General features: G+C 30.5%; 19 protein-coding genes. 6 read left to right on the top strand and 13 right to left on the bottom strand.

Annotation, left to right across the window (positions count from 1 at the left end; genetic code table 11):
• Positions 1-318: 318 nt before the first annotated feature.
• The 3 genes from HMPREF2561_RS07720 to HMPREF2561_RS07710 form a co-directional block, all read right to left on the bottom strand.
• Positions 319-1059, bottom strand: coding sequence for a TrmH family RNA methyltransferase (locus tag HMPREF2561_RS07720; RefSeq protein WP_017175723.1), 741 nt, complete (start codon positions 1057-1059; stop codon positions 319-321).
• A gap of 115 nt (positions 1060-1174) precedes the next feature.
• On the bottom strand, positions 1175-1348 hold the full coding sequence (gene rpmF / locus HMPREF2561_RS07715; RefSeq protein WP_001830121.1) for a 50S ribosomal protein L32: 174 nt from the start codon (positions 1346-1348) through the stop codon (positions 1175-1177).
• An 84-nt stretch (positions 1349-1432) separates the two neighbouring features.
• Entirely contained in the window at positions 1433-1987 is a 555-nt protein-coding gene (locus tag HMPREF2561_RS07710) for a YceD family protein (protein ID WP_017175724.1), read from the bottom strand.
• A 126-nt stretch (positions 1988-2113) separates the two neighbouring features.
• Between HMPREF2561_RS07710 and HMPREF2561_RS07705 the strand changes: the two genes are divergently transcribed.
• Complete coding sequence (locus tag HMPREF2561_RS07705) at positions 2114-3253, top strand: nucleotidyltransferase (RefSeq protein WP_017175725.1); 1140 nt, start codon at positions 2114-2116, stop codon at positions 3251-3253.
• Positions 3254-3299: 46 nt separating this feature from the next.
• Here HMPREF2561_RS07705 and coaD read toward each other — a convergent pair whose 3' ends face one another.
• Positions 3300-3785: a pantetheine-phosphate adenylyltransferase gene (gene coaD, locus HMPREF2561_RS07700; RefSeq protein ID WP_017175726.1), complete on the bottom strand. Its 486-nt coding sequence runs from the start codon at positions 3783-3785 to the stop codon at positions 3300-3302.
• Positions 3778-4329, bottom strand: a complete 552-nt coding sequence (rsmD, locus tag HMPREF2561_RS07695) for a 16S rRNA (guanine(966)-N(2))-methyltransferase RsmD (protein WP_002450015.1) — start codon at positions 4327-4329, stop codon at positions 3778-3780. The genes coaD and rsmD overlap by 8 nt, the downstream gene beginning before the upstream one ends.
• 70 nt (positions 4330-4399) lie before the next feature.
• Here rsmD and HMPREF2561_RS07690 point away from each other — a divergent pair, with 70 nt between their 5' ends.
• Entirely contained in the window at positions 4400-4789 is a 390-nt protein-coding gene (locus HMPREF2561_RS07690; RefSeq protein ID WP_019835748.1) for a DUF7147 family protein, read from the top strand.
• A gap of 17 nt (positions 4790-4806) precedes the next feature.
• Here HMPREF2561_RS07690 and HMPREF2561_RS07685 read toward each other — a convergent pair whose 3' ends face one another.
• Complete coding sequence (locus HMPREF2561_RS07685) at positions 4807-5058, bottom strand: DUF2129 domain-containing protein (protein ID WP_017175728.1); 252 nt, start codon at positions 5056-5058, stop codon at positions 4807-4809.
• Between the two features lie 144 nt (positions 5059-5202).
• Here HMPREF2561_RS07685 and HMPREF2561_RS07680 point away from each other — a divergent pair, with 144 nt between their 5' ends.
• Positions 5203-6138, top strand: a complete 936-nt coding sequence (locus HMPREF2561_RS07680; RefSeq protein WP_048681226.1) for a glycerophosphodiester phosphodiesterase family protein — start codon at positions 5203-5205, stop codon at positions 6136-6138.
• A 167-nt stretch (positions 6139-6305) separates the two neighbouring features.
• Here HMPREF2561_RS07680 and HMPREF2561_RS07675 read toward each other — a convergent pair whose 3' ends face one another.
• From HMPREF2561_RS07675 to cyoE, 4 genes are all read right to left on the bottom strand, one after another.
• Positions 6306-6740, bottom strand: a complete 435-nt coding sequence (locus HMPREF2561_RS07675) for a YlbF/YmcA family competence regulator (protein ID WP_017175730.1) — start codon at positions 6738-6740, stop codon at positions 6306-6308.
• 18 nt (positions 6741-6758) lie between these two features.
• Complete coding sequence (locus HMPREF2561_RS07670; RefSeq protein WP_017175731.1) at positions 6759-7820, bottom strand: CAP-associated domain-containing protein; 1062 nt, start codon at positions 7818-7820, stop codon at positions 6759-6761.
• Between the two features lie 245 nt (positions 7821-8065).
• On the bottom strand, positions 8066-8527 hold the full coding sequence (locus HMPREF2561_RS07665; protein WP_017175732.1) for a DUF420 domain-containing protein: 462 nt from the start codon (positions 8525-8527) through the stop codon (positions 8066-8068).
• A 29-nt stretch (positions 8528-8556) separates the two neighbouring features.
• Entirely contained in the window at positions 8557-9468 is a 912-nt protein-coding gene (gene cyoE / locus HMPREF2561_RS07660) for a heme o synthase (protein ID WP_049420041.1), read from the bottom strand.
• A 238-nt stretch (positions 9469-9706) separates the two neighbouring features.
• Between cyoE and HMPREF2561_RS07655 the strand changes: the two genes are divergently transcribed.
• Complete coding sequence (locus HMPREF2561_RS07655) at positions 9707-10627, top strand: COX15/CtaA family protein (RefSeq protein ID WP_017175734.1); 921 nt, start codon at positions 9707-9709, stop codon at positions 10625-10627.
• Positions 10628-10750: 123 nt separating this feature from the next.
• Here HMPREF2561_RS07655 and HMPREF2561_RS07650 read toward each other — a convergent pair whose 3' ends face one another.
• The 3 genes from HMPREF2561_RS07650 to HMPREF2561_RS07640 all read right to left on the bottom strand — a co-directional run bounded on the left by HMPREF2561_RS07650 (position 10751) and on the right by HMPREF2561_RS07640 (position 16288).
• Entirely contained in the window at positions 10751-14200 is a 3450-nt protein-coding gene (locus HMPREF2561_RS07650) for a pyruvate carboxylase (protein ID WP_017175735.1), read from the bottom strand.
• Between the two features lie 335 nt (positions 14201-14535).
• The gene (gene ftsW / locus HMPREF2561_RS07645; RefSeq protein WP_017175736.1) at positions 14536-15768 is read right to left on the bottom strand and encodes a cell division peptidoglycan polymerase FtsW; all 1233 of its coding nucleotides are present in this window, start codon (positions 15766-15768) and stop codon (positions 14536-14538) included.
• Between the two features lie 244 nt (positions 15769-16012).
• Complete coding sequence (locus HMPREF2561_RS07640; protein WP_017175737.1) at positions 16013-16288, bottom strand: Fpa/YlaN family protein; 276 nt, start codon at positions 16286-16288, stop codon at positions 16013-16015.
• A gap of 138 nt (positions 16289-16426) precedes the next feature.
• On the opposite strand from HMPREF2561_RS07640, the gene HMPREF2561_RS07635 reads away from it, so the two are divergent.
• Positions 16427-16912: a hypothetical protein gene (locus HMPREF2561_RS07635; RefSeq protein WP_017175738.1), complete on the top strand. Its 486-nt coding sequence runs from the start codon at positions 16427-16429 to the stop codon at positions 16910-16912.
• A gap of 1 nt (position 16913) precedes the next feature.
• Positions 16914-17108, top strand: a complete 195-nt coding sequence (locus HMPREF2561_RS07630; protein ID WP_002449988.1) for a DUF2197 domain-containing protein — start codon at positions 16914-16916, stop codon at positions 17106-17108.
• Positions 17109-17150 lie beyond the last annotated feature (42 nt).

Genomic DNA, 17150 nt, shown 5'->3' with positions numbered 1-17150 from the left:
ATTTACTTTATTAAATTAAAAAAAGACTTTCATCCCTAAATAACTGGGACGAAAGCCTTCCGTGGTACCACCCAAATTTATGCCTAAGCATACACTTGTTAGCATTGTTAACGAAGATGCACTCCGACTTAAATTTCTTTAAGTAACCAAAAAGGTGAAAAAAACTAATGTAAATTGAAGTAAGTTTCAGTCACGCTTACTTTCCCTGTGCAATTAATCATTTAGTTTACGTCTTTTTATCGGTTTATATTTATCTTTAATAAACATATTATTTTAATTTTGTATACAATTAAGTATAGTCGATTTTAAATCAAAAGGTCAACCTTTCAAATGATAAAGCAAAATACTTCCAGCAATCGCCACGTTTAAACTTTCCGCTTTGCCGTATATAGGTATAATAAGATTCTGCGAGGTATGTGCTAATAATTCTTTATTAACACCTTCTCCTTCATTACCAAGTAATAAGGCAAATGTGTCTTGCGATTCGATGTTTTTATAGGACACAGCATTTTCTAAGGCTGTACCATATACTGGGCCATCAAATTGTTCAATAAATTTATTTAATTCTGTCGTGACAATAGGAATATGAAATACACTTCCTTGACTGGCTCTCATTACTTTATCTTGGTATGCGTCTGCTGTACCTTTTTCCATTACAATCATATCTATACCCGCAGCATCTGCTGTACGAATTAACGTGCCTAAGTTACCAGGATCTTGTATACGATCAAGTAATAACACTTGTTTCGCTTTTGAGATATCATGTTTAGGTTTTTCAATGACTGCAAAAAAACCTTGTGGTGTAATAGTCCCTGATAATGATTCAGCCACTTTCATATTAATTTCGTAAGCTTCTTTTGCATACTCTAAAAGTCTAGAATCTGTTCTTTCTGGCTCAATTACAAATAATTGTTTAATCATCATATTACTTTTAAATGCTTCATCAATTAAATGTATGCCTTCGATGAGAGCTAATCCTGTTTTATCGCGTTCTTTTTTCTTTTTAAGTTTATTTGCTAATTTAATTTTATTATTTTGTGTTGAAGTAATTTGTTCCATAATAGTCTCTCCAAATTATTTTTGATAGCAATGGTATAAATTGAGATAATATAAAAAAAGAGTGGGATAGAATTCATAATGAATTCGTATTCCACCTTTTTTAAATAGATATAAATTATTTAGAAACGACTTCTTCACCATTGTAAGAACCACAGTTTTTACATACGCGGTGAGATAATTTGTACTCGCCACAGTTTGGGCATTCAGTCATACCAGGTACTGAAATTTTGAAATGAGTACGACGTTTATTTTTTCTAGTTTTAGACGTTCTTCTTTTTGGTACTGCCATGATATATCCTCCTTAATATTAAAACACATAATCTCAAGTATTCGGTCATTTAATTATTATACTATAAATTAAATTAACCTGCTATTACTCTTTATCATATAACTGTTGTAATTTTTGAAGCCTAGGATCAACTTGGCGTGTTTGGGAATCGTCGTTATCTTTAGAGTGCTCAAGCTCAAGCGCTTGTTCTTCATCAATAACTTCCCAACCGTTACCTTCTGTAAGCATTTGATCACTATTCTCAGAAAATGCACGCATTGGCTTCTCAATAATAACCAATTCTTTAGCAATATCTCGGATATTAATCATACCATCTGTAGCAAGATGATAATGTTCATCTTCATCTACTTCTTCATCGGTATAACTATTATAACCTTCTAAATCAAATATTTCGGAAGTTCTGACATCAAGTGGCACATCTACAGGCACTAATGTACGAGCACAAGGCATAGTATACGTACCAGTAACATGCATATCTGCTATCACTTCATTTGATTTTATGGTTAATTCACCTTCGATATTCATCTCTGATAAATCAATCAGACCTAAAGGTTCTATTAAATCGTCAAAGTTCGCCTTTTCATTGAATTCAAAAGGTTTACCTTGATATTTTCTCAATTGCGTTATTGACCATTTCATATGGCTTCACCTCTAACAAACACAAAATTTATTTTAACTTTACTATTATAAGTTGTCAAGATTTTTTCTTAACATCTTATTATCTGTTACAATACTAATAATGAATACTGAAAGGACGAATTGCAAATGAAAAGTGTTGGATTGATTACAGAGTATAATCCATTTCATAACGGTCATGCTTATCATGCGCAACAAGCTAAAGTACAGTCCGATGCAGAGATCTCTATTGCAATCATGAGTGGTAATTTCGTTATGAGAGGTGAACCTGCTATTTATAACAAATTCCTACGTACACAAATGGCACTTTCCAATGTCGATTTAGTTGTTGAGTTACCCCTTATCGCTAGTCTTTCTTCAAGTGATTATTTTGCACAAATAGCTGTTCAAGTTGCTCGTTATCTAGATGTTAATACTATTGCTTTTGGAAGTGAAACACCTGATATAACTCGCCTTAAAAACGTTGCAAATGAAATAATCAATTTAGAACATAGTTCAACTTTTAATCAAAAAGTAAAAGAAGGTAGTAATTATGCAAAAATTATAAATGATTTAATTAGCGATAATACTTTGCTGAAAATGCCTAATAATATTTTAGCAATCACTTACTTAAAAGCTATACAACAATTTGCACCTCACATGAAAGGACTTGCTATCCAACGTGTGCATGCTCATCATCATGATGCGACAATTGAAACATCATCCTTTGCAAGTGGTTCTGCAATTAGGCAGTCGTTAATCACTCAAGAAACTCAGTGGACTACAGTTGTTCCCTCTTCAATTCAATCACTGTATACAACACCTCATTTAACTAAAGAGGATACATTTAGCTTGATTAAATATCATATCTTAAGTCATTCAATTCATGAAATGGCTCATATATACACTATATCTGAAGGACTAGAACATCGATTAAAAAAATATATCAATCAAGCCACTTCTTTTGAATCCTTTATGTCTTTACTGAAGACAAAACGCTTTACCTATACTCATTTACAACGCATACTTATGCAAATTCTTTTAAATGTAAAAAAAGAAGATTCTATTCAATCCATTTCAGCTGTAAGAATTTTAGGAATGAATTGTCGCGGACAAAGTTATCTCAAACAATTAAAAACCAAATTTCCAGAGCGTCAATTCATCACTAATATTAATAAAACATCTGCTCATTTTTTTAAAAATGAAATTAAATCTACCGATATTTATAACTTATTATCAGGTCAACAGAAAAATGATTTTAATACCCCTGTAATTAGATTAAATAATTGAATTAAAGCGTATGGAACATTTCATTTCTGTTCTATACGCTAATTTTTTAATCTTCAAATTTTTCTTTTAATGCCCTTTCAACATGCCTAGGTACGAAATCTGAAATATCTGCCTTATATTGAGCCACTTCTTTCACAACACTTGAACTGATAAATGAATAGTTTGTACTTGTCATCATATACATTGTTTCTACATTACTATTTAATTTTTTATTCATTGAAGTTAAACGTAATTCATATTCAAAATCACTCACTGCTCTTAAGCCACGAATAATTGTTTTAGCGCCTATTTTATCACAAAAATCAACAAGTAATCCATTAAAATTATGTACTTTCACATTTGGCAAATGTTTTACAGATTCACGTATTAATTCCATACGTTCTTCAATAGAAAATGTACCTGCTTTACTACTATTTTTTAATATACATACATGAAGTTCATCAAATCGATCAGAACTTCTTTCTATAATATCTAAATGCCCATAAGTAATAGGGTCAAAACTACCTGGAATGACTGCTTTTGTCTTAGTCATTGTGTTCTCCTTTTTTTAATAACAAAGTATCTGTTAAACCGTAATGATATTGCTTAATTACTTCAAAATCATATGTATTGATTTTTTCTTGATTACTAAACTCACAAATGATAATACCATGTTCTTTTAATAAATTAAACTTAGAAATTTGATCTAGAGCCTTATCTATTAGCCCTTTATTATAAGGAGGGTCTAAAAAAATGAAATCAAATTGAATGTCTCTTTTATTGATAGCCTTTAACGCTCTATCTGCATTATTTTTATATACTTCAGATTGTTCCTCTAAATTTAATTGTTTCAAGTTAGCTTGGATCACTTTAACTGCTTTAAAGTTTTGGTCTACAAATATAACTTTATCCATACCTCTAGAAAGTGCTTCAATTCCTAAAGCACCACTACCAGCAAATAAGTCTAAACCTAAGCCGTATACTTCATGTAAACTGTTAAAAATACCTTCTTTAACTTTATCCATTGTTGGACGTGTATTACGTCCTTCTAAACTCTCTAGTGGTTTACTTTTATGTTTTCCAGCAATGACTCTCATTTTGACTTACACTTCCATTTCATTCATTTATTTACTATAATTTATTTTGAAAAAGGAGAATTAAATATTTATGAAACAATCATTTATTATTTTAGGAGAAGGACTTACAGATTTATTCGAATTTCTTACTCTTATTGAATATAATCATGCAAGAATAGACAAGGTTGTCTATTTCCATACACCACAGTCAGACAAACAATTATCATCAGTCGCAATTATTATGAATCCTACGACCGGTAAACAATTTCAAGCCATATATATGATGTTAAACGCTTTAAAATATCCTTACCCAAATAGTAATAAAAAATTTGAGATGATTAATGAACAAGCTCAATCGTATGATATTCCTATTGTCGGCATTGATGTTCAACCGCCAAATGCATTTCATACGAATGATTTATATTTTAAATATTTAATTAGCGTACTTCGTTTACAAAATTGGATCCCACCGATGCAATAACAATGTTTAAATACATCTTAAAGCTTTTCATGCTTTTCTTTATCATATGTTTTTTTCAAGTTTTTATAAGGGGATCCATCAATATGTAAAACATATTTTAATTTCATTAATTTCTGGAGAATATCGTCTACTTCATGTTCATTAACATACATTACTACATACTTTCGAGGTTTATTAGTATAAACGATATGTCCATATTTACGTATCTGTCTTTCATGTTTAATATGCTTTAAGTAAATAATTAAGCTAACTCTTGGAATCAATTCCATATTATTTCACTCACTCCATTTATTATGCATAATTACTATACCATGACTAATAATTTTATAAAATACATTCAATATCTCAACACTTAACTTTCGAAAAATATTTCTTTAATTATTAATTTTAAATGAACTTTAGGAGGTTATACCTTGAAACACATTAAGAAGAATTTTTTTAATTTGGGTATCACTAGTATGGGTATACTAAGCAGTTTATTACTTTTAAAAAGAAATCAAAAGCCTAAAATGCTTAAAGACATACCTTACTTTTTTAATGGACCAGCACCTTATATTTTTGCACATAGAGGTGGAATGTCAGTTCGACCAGAACAAACACAATTAGCTTTCGATAATGCTGTTGATTATGGTTTAGATGGCTTTGAAACAGATGTGAGACTAACTAAAGATGAAGAATTGATTGTTTTTCACGATGCTACAGTCGACCGTACTACTAATGGTTCAGGAAAAGTATGTGATTACACATTAAAAGAATTAAAAAAATTAGATGCAGGATTTCATTTTACTGATATCAATGGTCGCCATATTTATAGAGGTCATCAACAAGCTAAAATTTTAACTTTCGATGAACTTTTAGAAATGTATCCTAGCAAATATATCAATGTAGATTTAAAAGATACTCCAAGTAGTTATGAAGGAGCTATTGCGCCTAAAAAAATGTATGATATTATAAAGCATCATCATGCTGAGAAACGTGTACTTGTAACAAGTTTCCATAAAAAACAAAATGAACGTTTTAGAGCAATAAGCAATGGAGAAATAGCTACTGGTGCAAGTCAACATGAAGTGACTGAAGGTGTGATTAAGTTTATTTTAGGACTAGGTTATCATTATCATCCTCAAGCTGACACATTTCAAATGCCTATAAAATTCAAAGGTATCCCATTATCATCAACTCATTTTATTCAATGGCTTAACTTATTAAATATTGTGCCAGGTTATTATGGCATCAATAGTGTTGACTTAATGTATGATTTGTATCAAAAAGGTGTCCACACCATTGTTACTGACCGTCCTGATTTAGGTAAACAATTTAAATCACAACTAAAACAACATACCTCAAATTAAATACACTCATTCTATATAAAATTAAAATATATACATAAAAGAATCTGGGACATACATCATAGTTGTCTCAGATTCTTTTAATATATTAATCTTCAATAATTAAAGTAAAAATATGCTGACATCTCATTTTGCAACTCAACCTCTGATTTACTAGATTTTATTTTTAATTATAAACGACAATTACATGTACCTCCTGAGGCGCAGCCTTTAGAATCCGTTTTAAAAAATGGATTACCCACTTCAATCTTTACATTTTCTGACACAGATAATGCGATTTTAGTCAACACTTCATCTATTAAATTTTGTAATTGTACTTCCTTAGATTTGTAATCCATTACATTAGGCAACATTTCATAAGCTCGCTTACGTCGACGTGTATCTAACATTACATTTTGATAATCTGGGTGATATCTACCAAAGCGCATCACTTCATCATAACGTTCTTTTGATTTTAAAAAAGCTTGATACAGTAAATGTGCTTCATCATCTTGTTTAAGTGTTTTTTGAGCTTCTCTATAATTAAAATACACTTTTGATTGTACAATCATGTCTGATAAATCTTCAATTTCATCTAAAATTGATAATGTTTCCTCTGTATACATTATCGGTCACCTCACAACCTATTTTTGTACAAAAATAAGTGAATAATAATTTCTCATTACTTCTCCACCCATTTCATTATACTTTTTATTTAACATTCTTGAACGGTGTATATCCGAATTCATCCAACTATGAATTAATGTAGGCACGTCATCAAAATCATAGCCCACATTTTGACTTGTAGCTATAAAGTCAATGTTTTCGTTACCAAGTTGGCTCTTAAGGGCTTCTTCTGTAAATTCAACATCTTCTGTACCAGTTGCTTCATATAAATTTGCTGAAGCAATATGTGAAATGTCTGAATTTACTTTCAATGGTGGAATATGTTTTAAATCTCTCATTTGATTAGTAATTTCATAGAGGGTTATCAATTGATTTGGGCTTTGTTCATATGGTAATGAATCTTTATTATTTCTGTCATTATTAAATTTATCATCTGAAATATCTTCTTCATCTGTTAATTGATAAGGTTTTATAAATGCTAATAGTTCTTTATCTAGATATCGAATACCCATAATTCGATTTGATTGTTGATCCACATAAACTTGAGCATAAATATTACCATATTTAATTAGAGTTTGAGTTTTAATATCTTCATCTGATAACTCAAAATTATATTGTTTTCCATTCACTTTAAAAGAGGGGTCAGGATTAATACTAGTTTTTTCAAATATATGTGAAGCATTTTCATTGATTTTTAATGATCCGGTTTGAGCTTTTTCTCCAGTAGCATAAACAGATTTAATTTCATCATGTTTTGTAGTAACAATATAATATTGTTGTTTTCTCTTAACTATATAATCAGTATATCCGCCTTTAACAGGATATGTACGATTTGCTTGTCCATATTTATTTGTAAGATAATTAATATCTTTACCTATCCAAGTACCTATCCCATTTTTGGGAGCAGGATTTTCAGTCTGTTTTTTCACGGAATGTGATACTTGATTTGAATGACTTATTTTATTGTTGTTATTAGGATTTTCAAGAACATCAAATTTTAATCTTGGTGAGTAAAATAAATAAATTAAAAATGTAATTAAAAATACGACTCCTAAAACTTTGATTACTAACTTAGTCATTGCTCCCCCACCTCTTTAGAATTATATATATTGTACAAAATAACTATTTTAACAATCAAGCCATTCTTTTTTTCTAAACTCCAAATTTATTAATTAAACTACATTATACCTATTTACAAATAAAATAAACAATTAATATTAAAACATAATTTATACTAAACAATTTGATCATCGACTGCCAAAATATTAAAAATACCTGAGACACTCATTATGTCCCAGGCTATTCTTTAAAATATTCAATATTGTTATAAACCTAGTGTGGCTTTAATCACCGATGTAGTTTCTCCACCTGGATAAATTACATATAGTAATAAGTATACTGCCACACCTGTAATACCAGTAAAGAACCATATAATTGAAGCGACAGGTCCGATTCTTCTATGCCATTTAAATTTATCTTTAAATGCAGTAATAATTTGAACTAATCCTAATACGCCACCAATCGTAGCAAGATTAATGTGGAAGATTAAGAATATCTTATAATATGTTCTAACAGAATCTGGACCACCAAAATCTGTATTACCTATAAATATCGTTCGAGTTGCGTAAATTATAAAAAACGTTAATGCGAAAAATGCTGCCCATAACATAACTTTTTTGTGAGTATTAACATGACGATGAGCAATTTGCCACCATCCTATTGCTACTAAAATAGCACTAATTACGATACAGCTTGTACTAATAGTTGGTAGAATTGGTAAACTCATATGTTCCATCCTTATTTAACTTAGATATTTTAAATCATTTTTATTAAAGAGATGACAACAACTAATGCAAAGAATACTACTAAATAATTTAGTGAATAGATAAACATTTTTGTTGCCCACTTAGTTTGATCAGTATTTTTCTTAAATGTTGTTAAACCTATAAAAATCCATCCAAGATTTAATAAAGTTGCTAATACAACAAACGTAGTGCCTAAACTAGATAATAAGAACGGTAATGGTAATAAAAATACTAACCAAATAAACATACTTACTCTTGTACGTTTAAAGCCTTTTACTGAAGGTAACATAGGAATATTTGCTAATGAATATTCATCACTACGTTTAATAGCTAAAGCATAGAAATGAATAGGCTGCCAACAAAAGACAACTAAAAATAAAGCAAAAGCTACAAGACTTATTTGTCCATCAATAGCTGTCCATCCAATTAAAGGTGGCACAGCACCTGGAAAACTTCCTACTACTGTGTTCCAAGTCGTATGTCTTTTAGACCAGATTGAATAATATGATACATATCCTACTATACCAAAAAGTCCTAAAACACCTGATGGCACATTTAATAAGAATAAACATGCTTCTCCTACTAACATCATACCAAAACTTAACATTAATAAATGTTTATCTGAAATTCTATCGTTTACTGTTGGTCTACTTTGTTTACTTGGCATAATTTTATCGATATCTTGATCATAATAATTATTTAATGCACAAGCACCACCCATAATTAATGTCGAACCTATCAACATTAATAGGATTTGAAGTATTGACGATAGGAAGGAATGATTTGTCATTACAATAGCTAACCAAGCGCCTGCAAAAGCAGGAATTAGGTTACCCTGTACCAAGCCCATTTTAATAATTTGTTGTAGTTCTTTAAAAGACACTCTACTTGACGGCTGTGATAAAGTGTGTTCTTTACTCATGGTTCCCCTCCTTAAAATTTTCATATAGTACTATGATATAATAATTACTTATAAAAGGCTAGGTTATATCTATTTAAATTGTGACACTTTAACGACTTCCTGTCTCACTAATTTTTTGTCTTTAATTATTGTAGTATAATAGTTGTAATATTTATAATTATATCTTTTATATTAAAATCAGAGCATAAATGGATATCATATTACAAAATATTTTAAATTAATGATGGGGTGTTTAAACTTGTTTAACAAACGAAACCTTAAATGGTTATCAATCGTAGCAACAATTATTATGGCATTGGTACAACTTGGGGGCGCCTTAGTAACTAAGACGGGCTCTGAAGATGGCTGTGGTGCTTCATGGCCTTTATGTCACGGCGCTTTATTACCTCAGAATTTGCCAATTGCTACAATCATTGAATTGAGTCACCGAGCTGTATCAGGTTTATCATTAATTGTTGTGTTATGGTTGGCCATCACAGCTTGGAAAAATATAGGATACATAAAAGAGGTTAAACCTTTAGCAATTATTAGTGTCGCTTTCCTATTAATTCAAGCCTTAATTGGCGCAGCAGCTGTTATTTGGCAACAAAATTCTTACGTTTTAGCCTTACATTTTGGAATTTCATTAATTAGTTTTTCTTCTGTGTTCGTATTAATGCTTATTATTTTTGAAGTGGATAAAAAATATGAGGCTGATGAATTATTTATAAAAAAACCATTGCGCAATCTTACTTGGATTATGACGGGCGTTGTTTATGTCACTATTTACACTGGTGCTTTGGTTCGCCACGCTAAAGCAAGTTTAGCATATGGAAGCTGGCCATTGCCGTTTAATAATTTAGTACCCCATACTGAGCAAGATTGGGTACAATTTGCACATCGCGGTATGGCATTTATCACTTTTTGTTGGATTATGATTACATTTATTCATGCCATCAAAAATTATTCTGAAAACCGTACAATTAGATATGGCTATACTGCTGCATTTATTTTAATTATTTTACAAGTGATTACGGGTGCATTGTCTGTAATCACACATGTTAATTTAATTATTGCATTGCTACACGCACTTTGTATTACTATACTTTTTGGCTTAATCGCTTACTTTATTTTACTCATGCTTCGTTCAATTAGAAGTGAAAAATCAAAAATCAAATAAAGTTTTAAAAGACATGTTAGAGTTATTGTAAAACATGGAATCTCTAACGTGTTTTTTATGCAAAAAAGCATAAGATAGAATGTCATTTAACTTTCTATCTTATGCTTTTAAACTTTTTAATACCTACTCAGATTTTTCAATTTCGATTAATAAATCTCCCGTTGCAATAGCATCACCATTTCCAACAGTAACTTTTTTAATCACTCCATTAAATGGAGCTTGAATTGTTGTTTCCATTTTCATGGCTTCAGTGATTAATAGTGGTTGATTTACTTTAACCTCATCACCTACTGAAACTTTAACTTCAGTCACACTTCCTGGCATTTGAGCTCCTATATGATTTGGATTTGTTTTATCTGCTTTAGGTTTTACATTCGCATTTGTTTTTATGTTTTCATCTTTAATCGTAATACGACGAGCTTGACCATTCATCACGTAATAAATTGTTCGATTACCCTTTTCATCTGCTTCACTAATTGTTTCAAGTTTAATAATTAAACGTTTTCCGTTTTCAATTTCAATTTCTACAGTCTCACCGTTACGCATACCAAAGAAGAATGTCGGTGTATCAAGTAATGATAAGTTACCATATTGTTGTCTAGTTTGAATAAATTGATCAAATACTTTTGGATAAAGTACATAACTTATAATATCTTGCTCAGTCACTTCACCATAATTTTTATCTTGTAATTGTTCTCGTATTTCATCAAAATCTACTGGTTTTAAATATTCTCCTGGACGTTCAGTTAGCGGTTGTTGACCTTTTAAAATAATATCCTGCAATTGTTTATTAAAGCCATTTACTGGTTGACCAATCTCACCTTTAAAGTATGACACTACTGATTCAGGAAAATCTAATTTATAACCTTGTTCAATAATAGATTGTTCATCTAAATCATTTTGTACCATATATAACGCCATATCTCCTACCACTTTTGAAGATGGTGTCACTTTAACAATATCTCCAAACAAGAAATTAACACGACGATACATATCTTTGACTTCATTAAAACGTTCACCAAGACCTAAACTTTTAGCTTGTTGACTTAAATTAGAGTATTGACCACCTGGCATTTCATGTTGATAAATTTCTGTATTAGGTGACTTAATATCACTTTCAAAGTCAACGTAGTATGGGCGAACAGTACTCCAATAGTGACTTAATTCTTCTAAACCTTGAATATCTGTACGCATATTTCGTTTAAACCCATCTAATGCATAATATAAGGAGTTCACACTTGGTTGACTTGTTAAGCCACTCATCGATGCAATAGCTGTATCGATAATATCTACACCAGCATCGATGGCTTGTTTGTAGGTTAATAAACCATTTCCACTTGTATCATGTGTATGTAAATGTATTGGTAAATTAACTGCAGCTTTTAATTCTCCAACCAGTTCATATGCTGCTCTAGGTTTTAATAAGCCAGCCATATCTTTAATTGCTAAAATATGGAAACCTTCACGTTCTAATTCCTTAGCTAATTTAACATAGTAATCTAAAGTGAACACATTTGAACGTTCTGAGTTTAAAATATCCCCTGTGTAACAAATAGTACCCTCTGAAATTTTACCTGCTTTTTGTACCGCTTCATTTGCCACTTTCATTTGATCTACCCAGTTTAATGAGTCGAAAATACGGAAAACATCTACACCTGCTTTAGCACTTTCATCTACAAATTTTTGAATTACATTATCAGGATAATTCTTATAACCCACAGCATTTGAAGCTCTTAATAACATTTGGAATAATACATTTGGAATCGCTTTTCTAAGTTTTTCTAAACGCTCCCAAGGATTTTCTTTTAAGAAGTTGTATGCCACATCAAAAGTAGCGCCTCCCCACATTTCTAAAGAAAAACTATCTTTAAATACTTCAGCAGTTTTAGAAGCTATATTTAACATATCTTTTGTACGTACACGCGTAGCAAGTAAAGATTGATGCGCATCACGGAATGTCGTATCAGTAATTAAAACATCATCTTGTGCTTTAACCCAATCTGCAACTCCACTAGGGCCTTTTTCATCTAGTAATTGTTTTGTACCATATAGATGTTGAATTTTCTTTTTTGAAACTTGCGGAATCGAAGTTGACTCATAGTCTGGCTTCGTACGTTTTTCGACATTCGGAAAACCATTAATGGTTACATTCCCAATGTATTCTAATGTTTTAGTACCACGGTCTAATGTAGGTGCAATATCGAATAATTCCGGTGTTTCTTCAATAAATTTTGTTGTATAATCTCCACTTCGGAATTTTTCATTACGCATAACGTTAACTAAAAACGGAATATTTGTTTTTACACCACGAATACGCATTTCTCGTAAAGAGCGTTCCATTTTTTCTTCAGCTTGTTTAAAAGTAATGGCATGAGTAGATAATTTCACTAATAGTGAGTCATAGTAAGGCGAAATTTCAGCGCCTTGGAAACCATCTCCTGCATCTAAACGTACACCAAAACCACCACTTGAACGATAAGCAATAATCGTACCAGAATCTGGCATAAAATCATTTGTAGGATCTTCGGTAGTAATACGACATTGAATAGCATAACCAAGTGTTTGGATTTCTTCTTGAGGAGGTAAAGCGATACGTTTGTCAAATAGACTTGCTCCATCTGCTACTAAAATTTGAGTTTTAACGATATCAATTCCTGTAATCATTTCTGTAATCGTATGCTCTACCTGAACACGTGGATTGACTTCAATGAAAAAGAATTCATCGCCAGATACTAAAAATTCCACTGTTCCAGCGTTAACATATTTGATATTTTTCATTAATTGTAATGCAGACTGACAAATACGTTCTCTTAATTCATCAGGTAAGCCTACAGATGGTGCTACCTCAACTACCTTTTGATGACGACGTTGTACAGAACAATCACGCTCATATAGATGAACAATATTACCATATTCATCGCCAATAACTTGAACTTCAATATGTTTGGGATTATCGATGTATCTTTCGATATATACTTCACTATTACCAAATGATTTTTGTGCTTCAGATTTCGCACGATGAAACGCATCTTCTAATTCACTTTCTTCGCGAACAATACGCATACCTTTTCCACCACCACCACTTGTGGCTTTAATCATCAGTGGGAATCCTGCTTCTTTAGCAAATGCCTTTGCTGCATCAAAATTTTCAATTGGTCCATCTGTTCCTGGTATAACTGGTAAATTTGCTTTAATTGCAGTTGTTCTTGCTTTTACTTTATCACCAAACATATCTAAATGGTCTAGGTGAGGACCAATAAATGTTATGCCCTCTTCATTACAACGTCTTGCAAATTCTTCATTTTCACTTAAAAAGCCATAACCAGGATGTATTGCATCTACATTCGCACGTTTTGCTACTTCAATAATACGTTCAATATTTAAATAACTTTCGGCTGGTCCTAAATCTTTTCCCACTAAATATGATTCATCGGCTTTATATCTATGTAATGAATTTTTGTCTTCGTTTGAATAAATTGCTACTGTTTGAATATTTAATTCCGTTGCTGCTCTAAAAATTCTAATTGCAATTTCACCACGATTGGCTACTAATAATTTTTTTATATGATTCAAACAAGAAACACCCCTTTATATTTTGAATATTCTAACTAATTAGATAATAAAATTTTATCTTAAAATACATGAGAAAGCTAATACTTTTTTACATACAATTTATAAAATGAAAATATAGTAACTAGGTTAGCTTAATCACTATTTTAAAATGTAATCATTAATAATTATTATACTTAATAACTTTATATTATCATTTATAGTTTGAAGACGCTACTGTAGACTAGTAATCCTTTAACTTGTCACATAAATGTAAAAAGAGTGGAAGCAAATTTTTTAATTCTTGCTTCCACTCTTAATAATGTTAGTTACATATTTACATCTATCATTAAATGATTTTAATATTGTCTAGGAATATCCACTTTTGTTTTTTTATTTTTTATTGCTCTTTTTTCTTCAACTTTAATTTGTCTTGCTACTAACAATAATAATCCCATAGCAATACTTAAGCTGATCATTGATGAACCACCAAAACTTATAAATGGAAGAGGAACCCCTGTAAGAGGAATCGTAGCTGATATACCTCCTAAATTTACGAACGTTTGACTACCAATATAACTCGCTACACCAACACATATTAATTTATAAAAATATGAAGATGTTTTAGTGGCTAATATAAATGCACGGAATACAATAAAAAATAATAATCCTATTACTAATAAGGCACCAATCAGTCCTAATTCTTCACAAATTACTGCGAAAATAAAATCTGTATGCGCTTCTGGAAGATAGCCAAGTTTCATGATTCCATTACCTAATCCTCGACCAAATAATCCTCCATTTCCGATTGCCATTAATGAATTGGATAAATGATACCCAGTTCCAGAAGAAGAACTAAAAGGATCGTAAATTGTACTAAAACGTGCCTTTAAATATTCTGGCATCATTCCAGTGAAAATAAAGAACCCAGCAATAAGAATAAATCCAAGAATAATATATAAAATAGGTCCTTTTACTATTTTCTTAGCACCTATACCTACGAATAAAAACATTGCTAATATAATAATTAATGTTAATAATGTTTGTCCAATATCTCCTTGTAAAAGTACTAAACCTAAACAAAGGATAATTAAAATAATTGGCCCTTTGATAATTCTTAAATTACCTCTTAACTGCGGTAATTTTTTACTTAATACATAAGAAATATAAAGAATTAAAGCAATTTTTAGCAACTCTGAAGCTTGTAAATTCATAAATCCTAAGTCAAGCCAACTTTTTGAACCATTAATATTTTTACCTACCAATAATGTTAAAAATAAAAGGACAAAGATGATAATCATAATCCACTGTTGAACTTTTGATTGTTTAAAGACTTTTATATTCATCATAAATGAAATAAAAAAAACAATAATGAAACTCATGATAACATAAATTAATTGTCTGTTATAAAAATATGTACCTGAAACCTCAACGCCACCTGTTAACGTTCCTTTAGTAGCTGCCACCATACTGGCACTATAAACCATCACTAAACCTATAAAACACAAAATAACATATGAAATTAATAATGGATAATCGATAAACTTAGAGGTTCTACCTATGTATCGAAATATATTTTTTAAATTATTCATAAAAAAGATCATCCAATTCTAAAAATTTAAACTATATATGCTCATTAAAACGATTTATCAAATTAAATTCTGTCTAAACTATTATATACTTTGTAATTATTAATTAACAAACATAAACGTAAAAAATAAAATAAAAGGACTGAAAATATTATTTACATAACATTTCAGTCACTATCATAAATTATTACATCTATTAATTCTTGCTCATTATAACACTTTCATATTCAAAGCATTAGACTTAGAGTTATACGTTTGTGAATGCTTCATGCAATTTAGATAATTCTTTTTCTAAACGAAGCATTAAATTTTTACCGTCTTCTTTATCAACTAAACCAAGTTTCACAGCAAAGTCTACTTCTTTTTGTAAACCAAACATTTGTGTGTCGAGAACCTCTTCATATAGTGGGCAAGATGGCATAGTTAAATTATCCATTTGAACCTTAATTAAATGCAAGATTCGGTCAGCATCTTGATTTAATTGCTCATAAGCTGCACTATTTATGTTCATTTGCTTCGGCATCACATTCTCCCCCTATCATTAAATATCTTCATATCAGAAGTTTATCCTACTACCTTTTAAAAAGCAAGTTTATTCAATAAACCCTTCATTTTAAATATGATAAAATAATGGTTAGATTGAAACTAGGGAGTGGGCAAGATGATTCAAATTAAAGGAGACGTCAAATTTCCTATTACTTTAGATAGTACAACATGGATTTTTGATGATAGAAAAGTAAAAATAGAAGATATTGAAAACGGTATTTTTGAAGGAACTAAACCTATTAAATTTGAAGATAACCGCGAATGGAATAGGGCTATTTTAGAAGGACAAACCAATCCTCCTACATTAAACTCTGAAATTAAGTATCGTAAACGTGCTGTATTAGAAGATTCATTTGCAATAAATATGACACCATTTTTTAAAAATGCAGAGCCTTTAGAAAGTGCAACTACAATTAAACTTTCAAATGATACATCTTCAATTGAAATTCCATTAGAATTATTACCTTATCTATTTTTCCAATTTGCTAAAGATGGTAAGCGATTGTACGATGATAATTCAGTAGATAGCTTTGTTTATAATCCCGAGGAGAACGCCTATTCATATCACTTTAAATATGTAACTCGTATTGAGGTGATTTAAGTTGCGAGAAGTACAATGTATTATTTGTGATACTAAGGTCTTAATTGATGAACGTACAGTTGAAGCTAAACGTCTACGTAATAATCCAATTAAAACATTCATGTGTAGTGACTGTAAAAGTCGATTAGACACACCTAGACAACGACCAAATGAAAATCGTAAATTTAATCTCCATTTTCCAAATGAAAACTTATAGTATACTTTTCAATAATAAAAAGACGCAACATCAAATTTGATG

This window comes from Staphylococcus sp. HMSC069E10, from assembly GCF_001809205.1.
Lineage (GTDB): Bacteria > Bacillota > Bacilli > Staphylococcales > Staphylococcaceae > Staphylococcus > Staphylococcus hominis.
This window is presented reverse-complemented; position numbering and strand designations above follow the sequence as displayed.

Coding starts and splice junctions, on each gene's coding strand:
- HMPREF2561_RS07720 (WP_017175723.1), bottom strand. CDS start 1,059: ATGGAACAAATTACTTCAACACAAAATAATAAAATTAAATTAGCAAAT.
- rpmF (WP_001830121.1), bottom strand. CDS start 1,348: ATGGCAGTACCAAAAAGAAGAACGTCTAAAACTAGAAAAAATAAACGT.
- HMPREF2561_RS07710 (WP_017175724.1), bottom strand. CDS start 1,987: ATGAAATGGTCAATAACGCAATTGAGAAAATATCAAGGTAAACCTTTT.
- HMPREF2561_RS07705 (WP_017175725.1), top strand. CDS start 2,114: ATGAAAAGTGTTGGATTGATTACAGAGTATAATCCATTTCATAACGGT.
- coaD (WP_017175726.1), bottom strand. CDS start 3,785: ATGACTAAGACAAAAGCAGTCATTCCAGGTAGTTTTGACCCTATTACT.
- rsmD (WP_002450015.1), bottom strand. CDS start 4,329: ATGAGAGTCATTGCTGGAAAACATAAAAGTAAACCACTAGAGAGTTTA.
- HMPREF2561_RS07690 (WP_019835748.1), top strand. CDS start 4,400: ATGAAACAATCATTTATTATTTTAGGAGAAGGACTTACAGATTTATTC.
- HMPREF2561_RS07685 (WP_017175728.1), bottom strand. CDS start 5,058: ATGGAATTGATTCCAAGAGTTAGCTTAATTATTTACTTAAAGCATATT.
- HMPREF2561_RS07675 (WP_017175730.1), bottom strand. CDS start 6,740: ATGTATACAGAGGAAACATTATCAATTTTAGATGAAATTGAAGATTTA.
- HMPREF2561_RS07670 (WP_017175731.1), bottom strand. CDS start 7,820: ATGACTAAGTTAGTAATCAAAGTTTTAGGAGTCGTATTTTTAATTACA.
- HMPREF2561_RS07665 (WP_017175732.1), bottom strand. CDS start 8,527: ATGAGTTTACCAATTCTACCAACTATTAGTACAAGCTGTATCGTAATT.
- cyoE (WP_049420041.1), bottom strand. CDS start 9,468: ATGAGTAAAGAACACACTTTATCACAGCCGTCAAGTAGAGTGTCTTTT.
- ftsW (WP_017175736.1), bottom strand. CDS start 15,768: ATGAATAATTTAAAAAATATATTTCGATACATAGGTAGAACCTCTAAG.
- HMPREF2561_RS07640 (WP_017175737.1), bottom strand. CDS start 16,288: ATGCCGAAGCAAATGAACATAAATAGTGCAGCTTATGAGCAATTAAAT.
- HMPREF2561_RS07635 (WP_017175738.1), top strand. CDS start 16,427: ATGATTCAAATTAAAGGAGACGTCAAATTTCCTATTACTTTAGATAGT.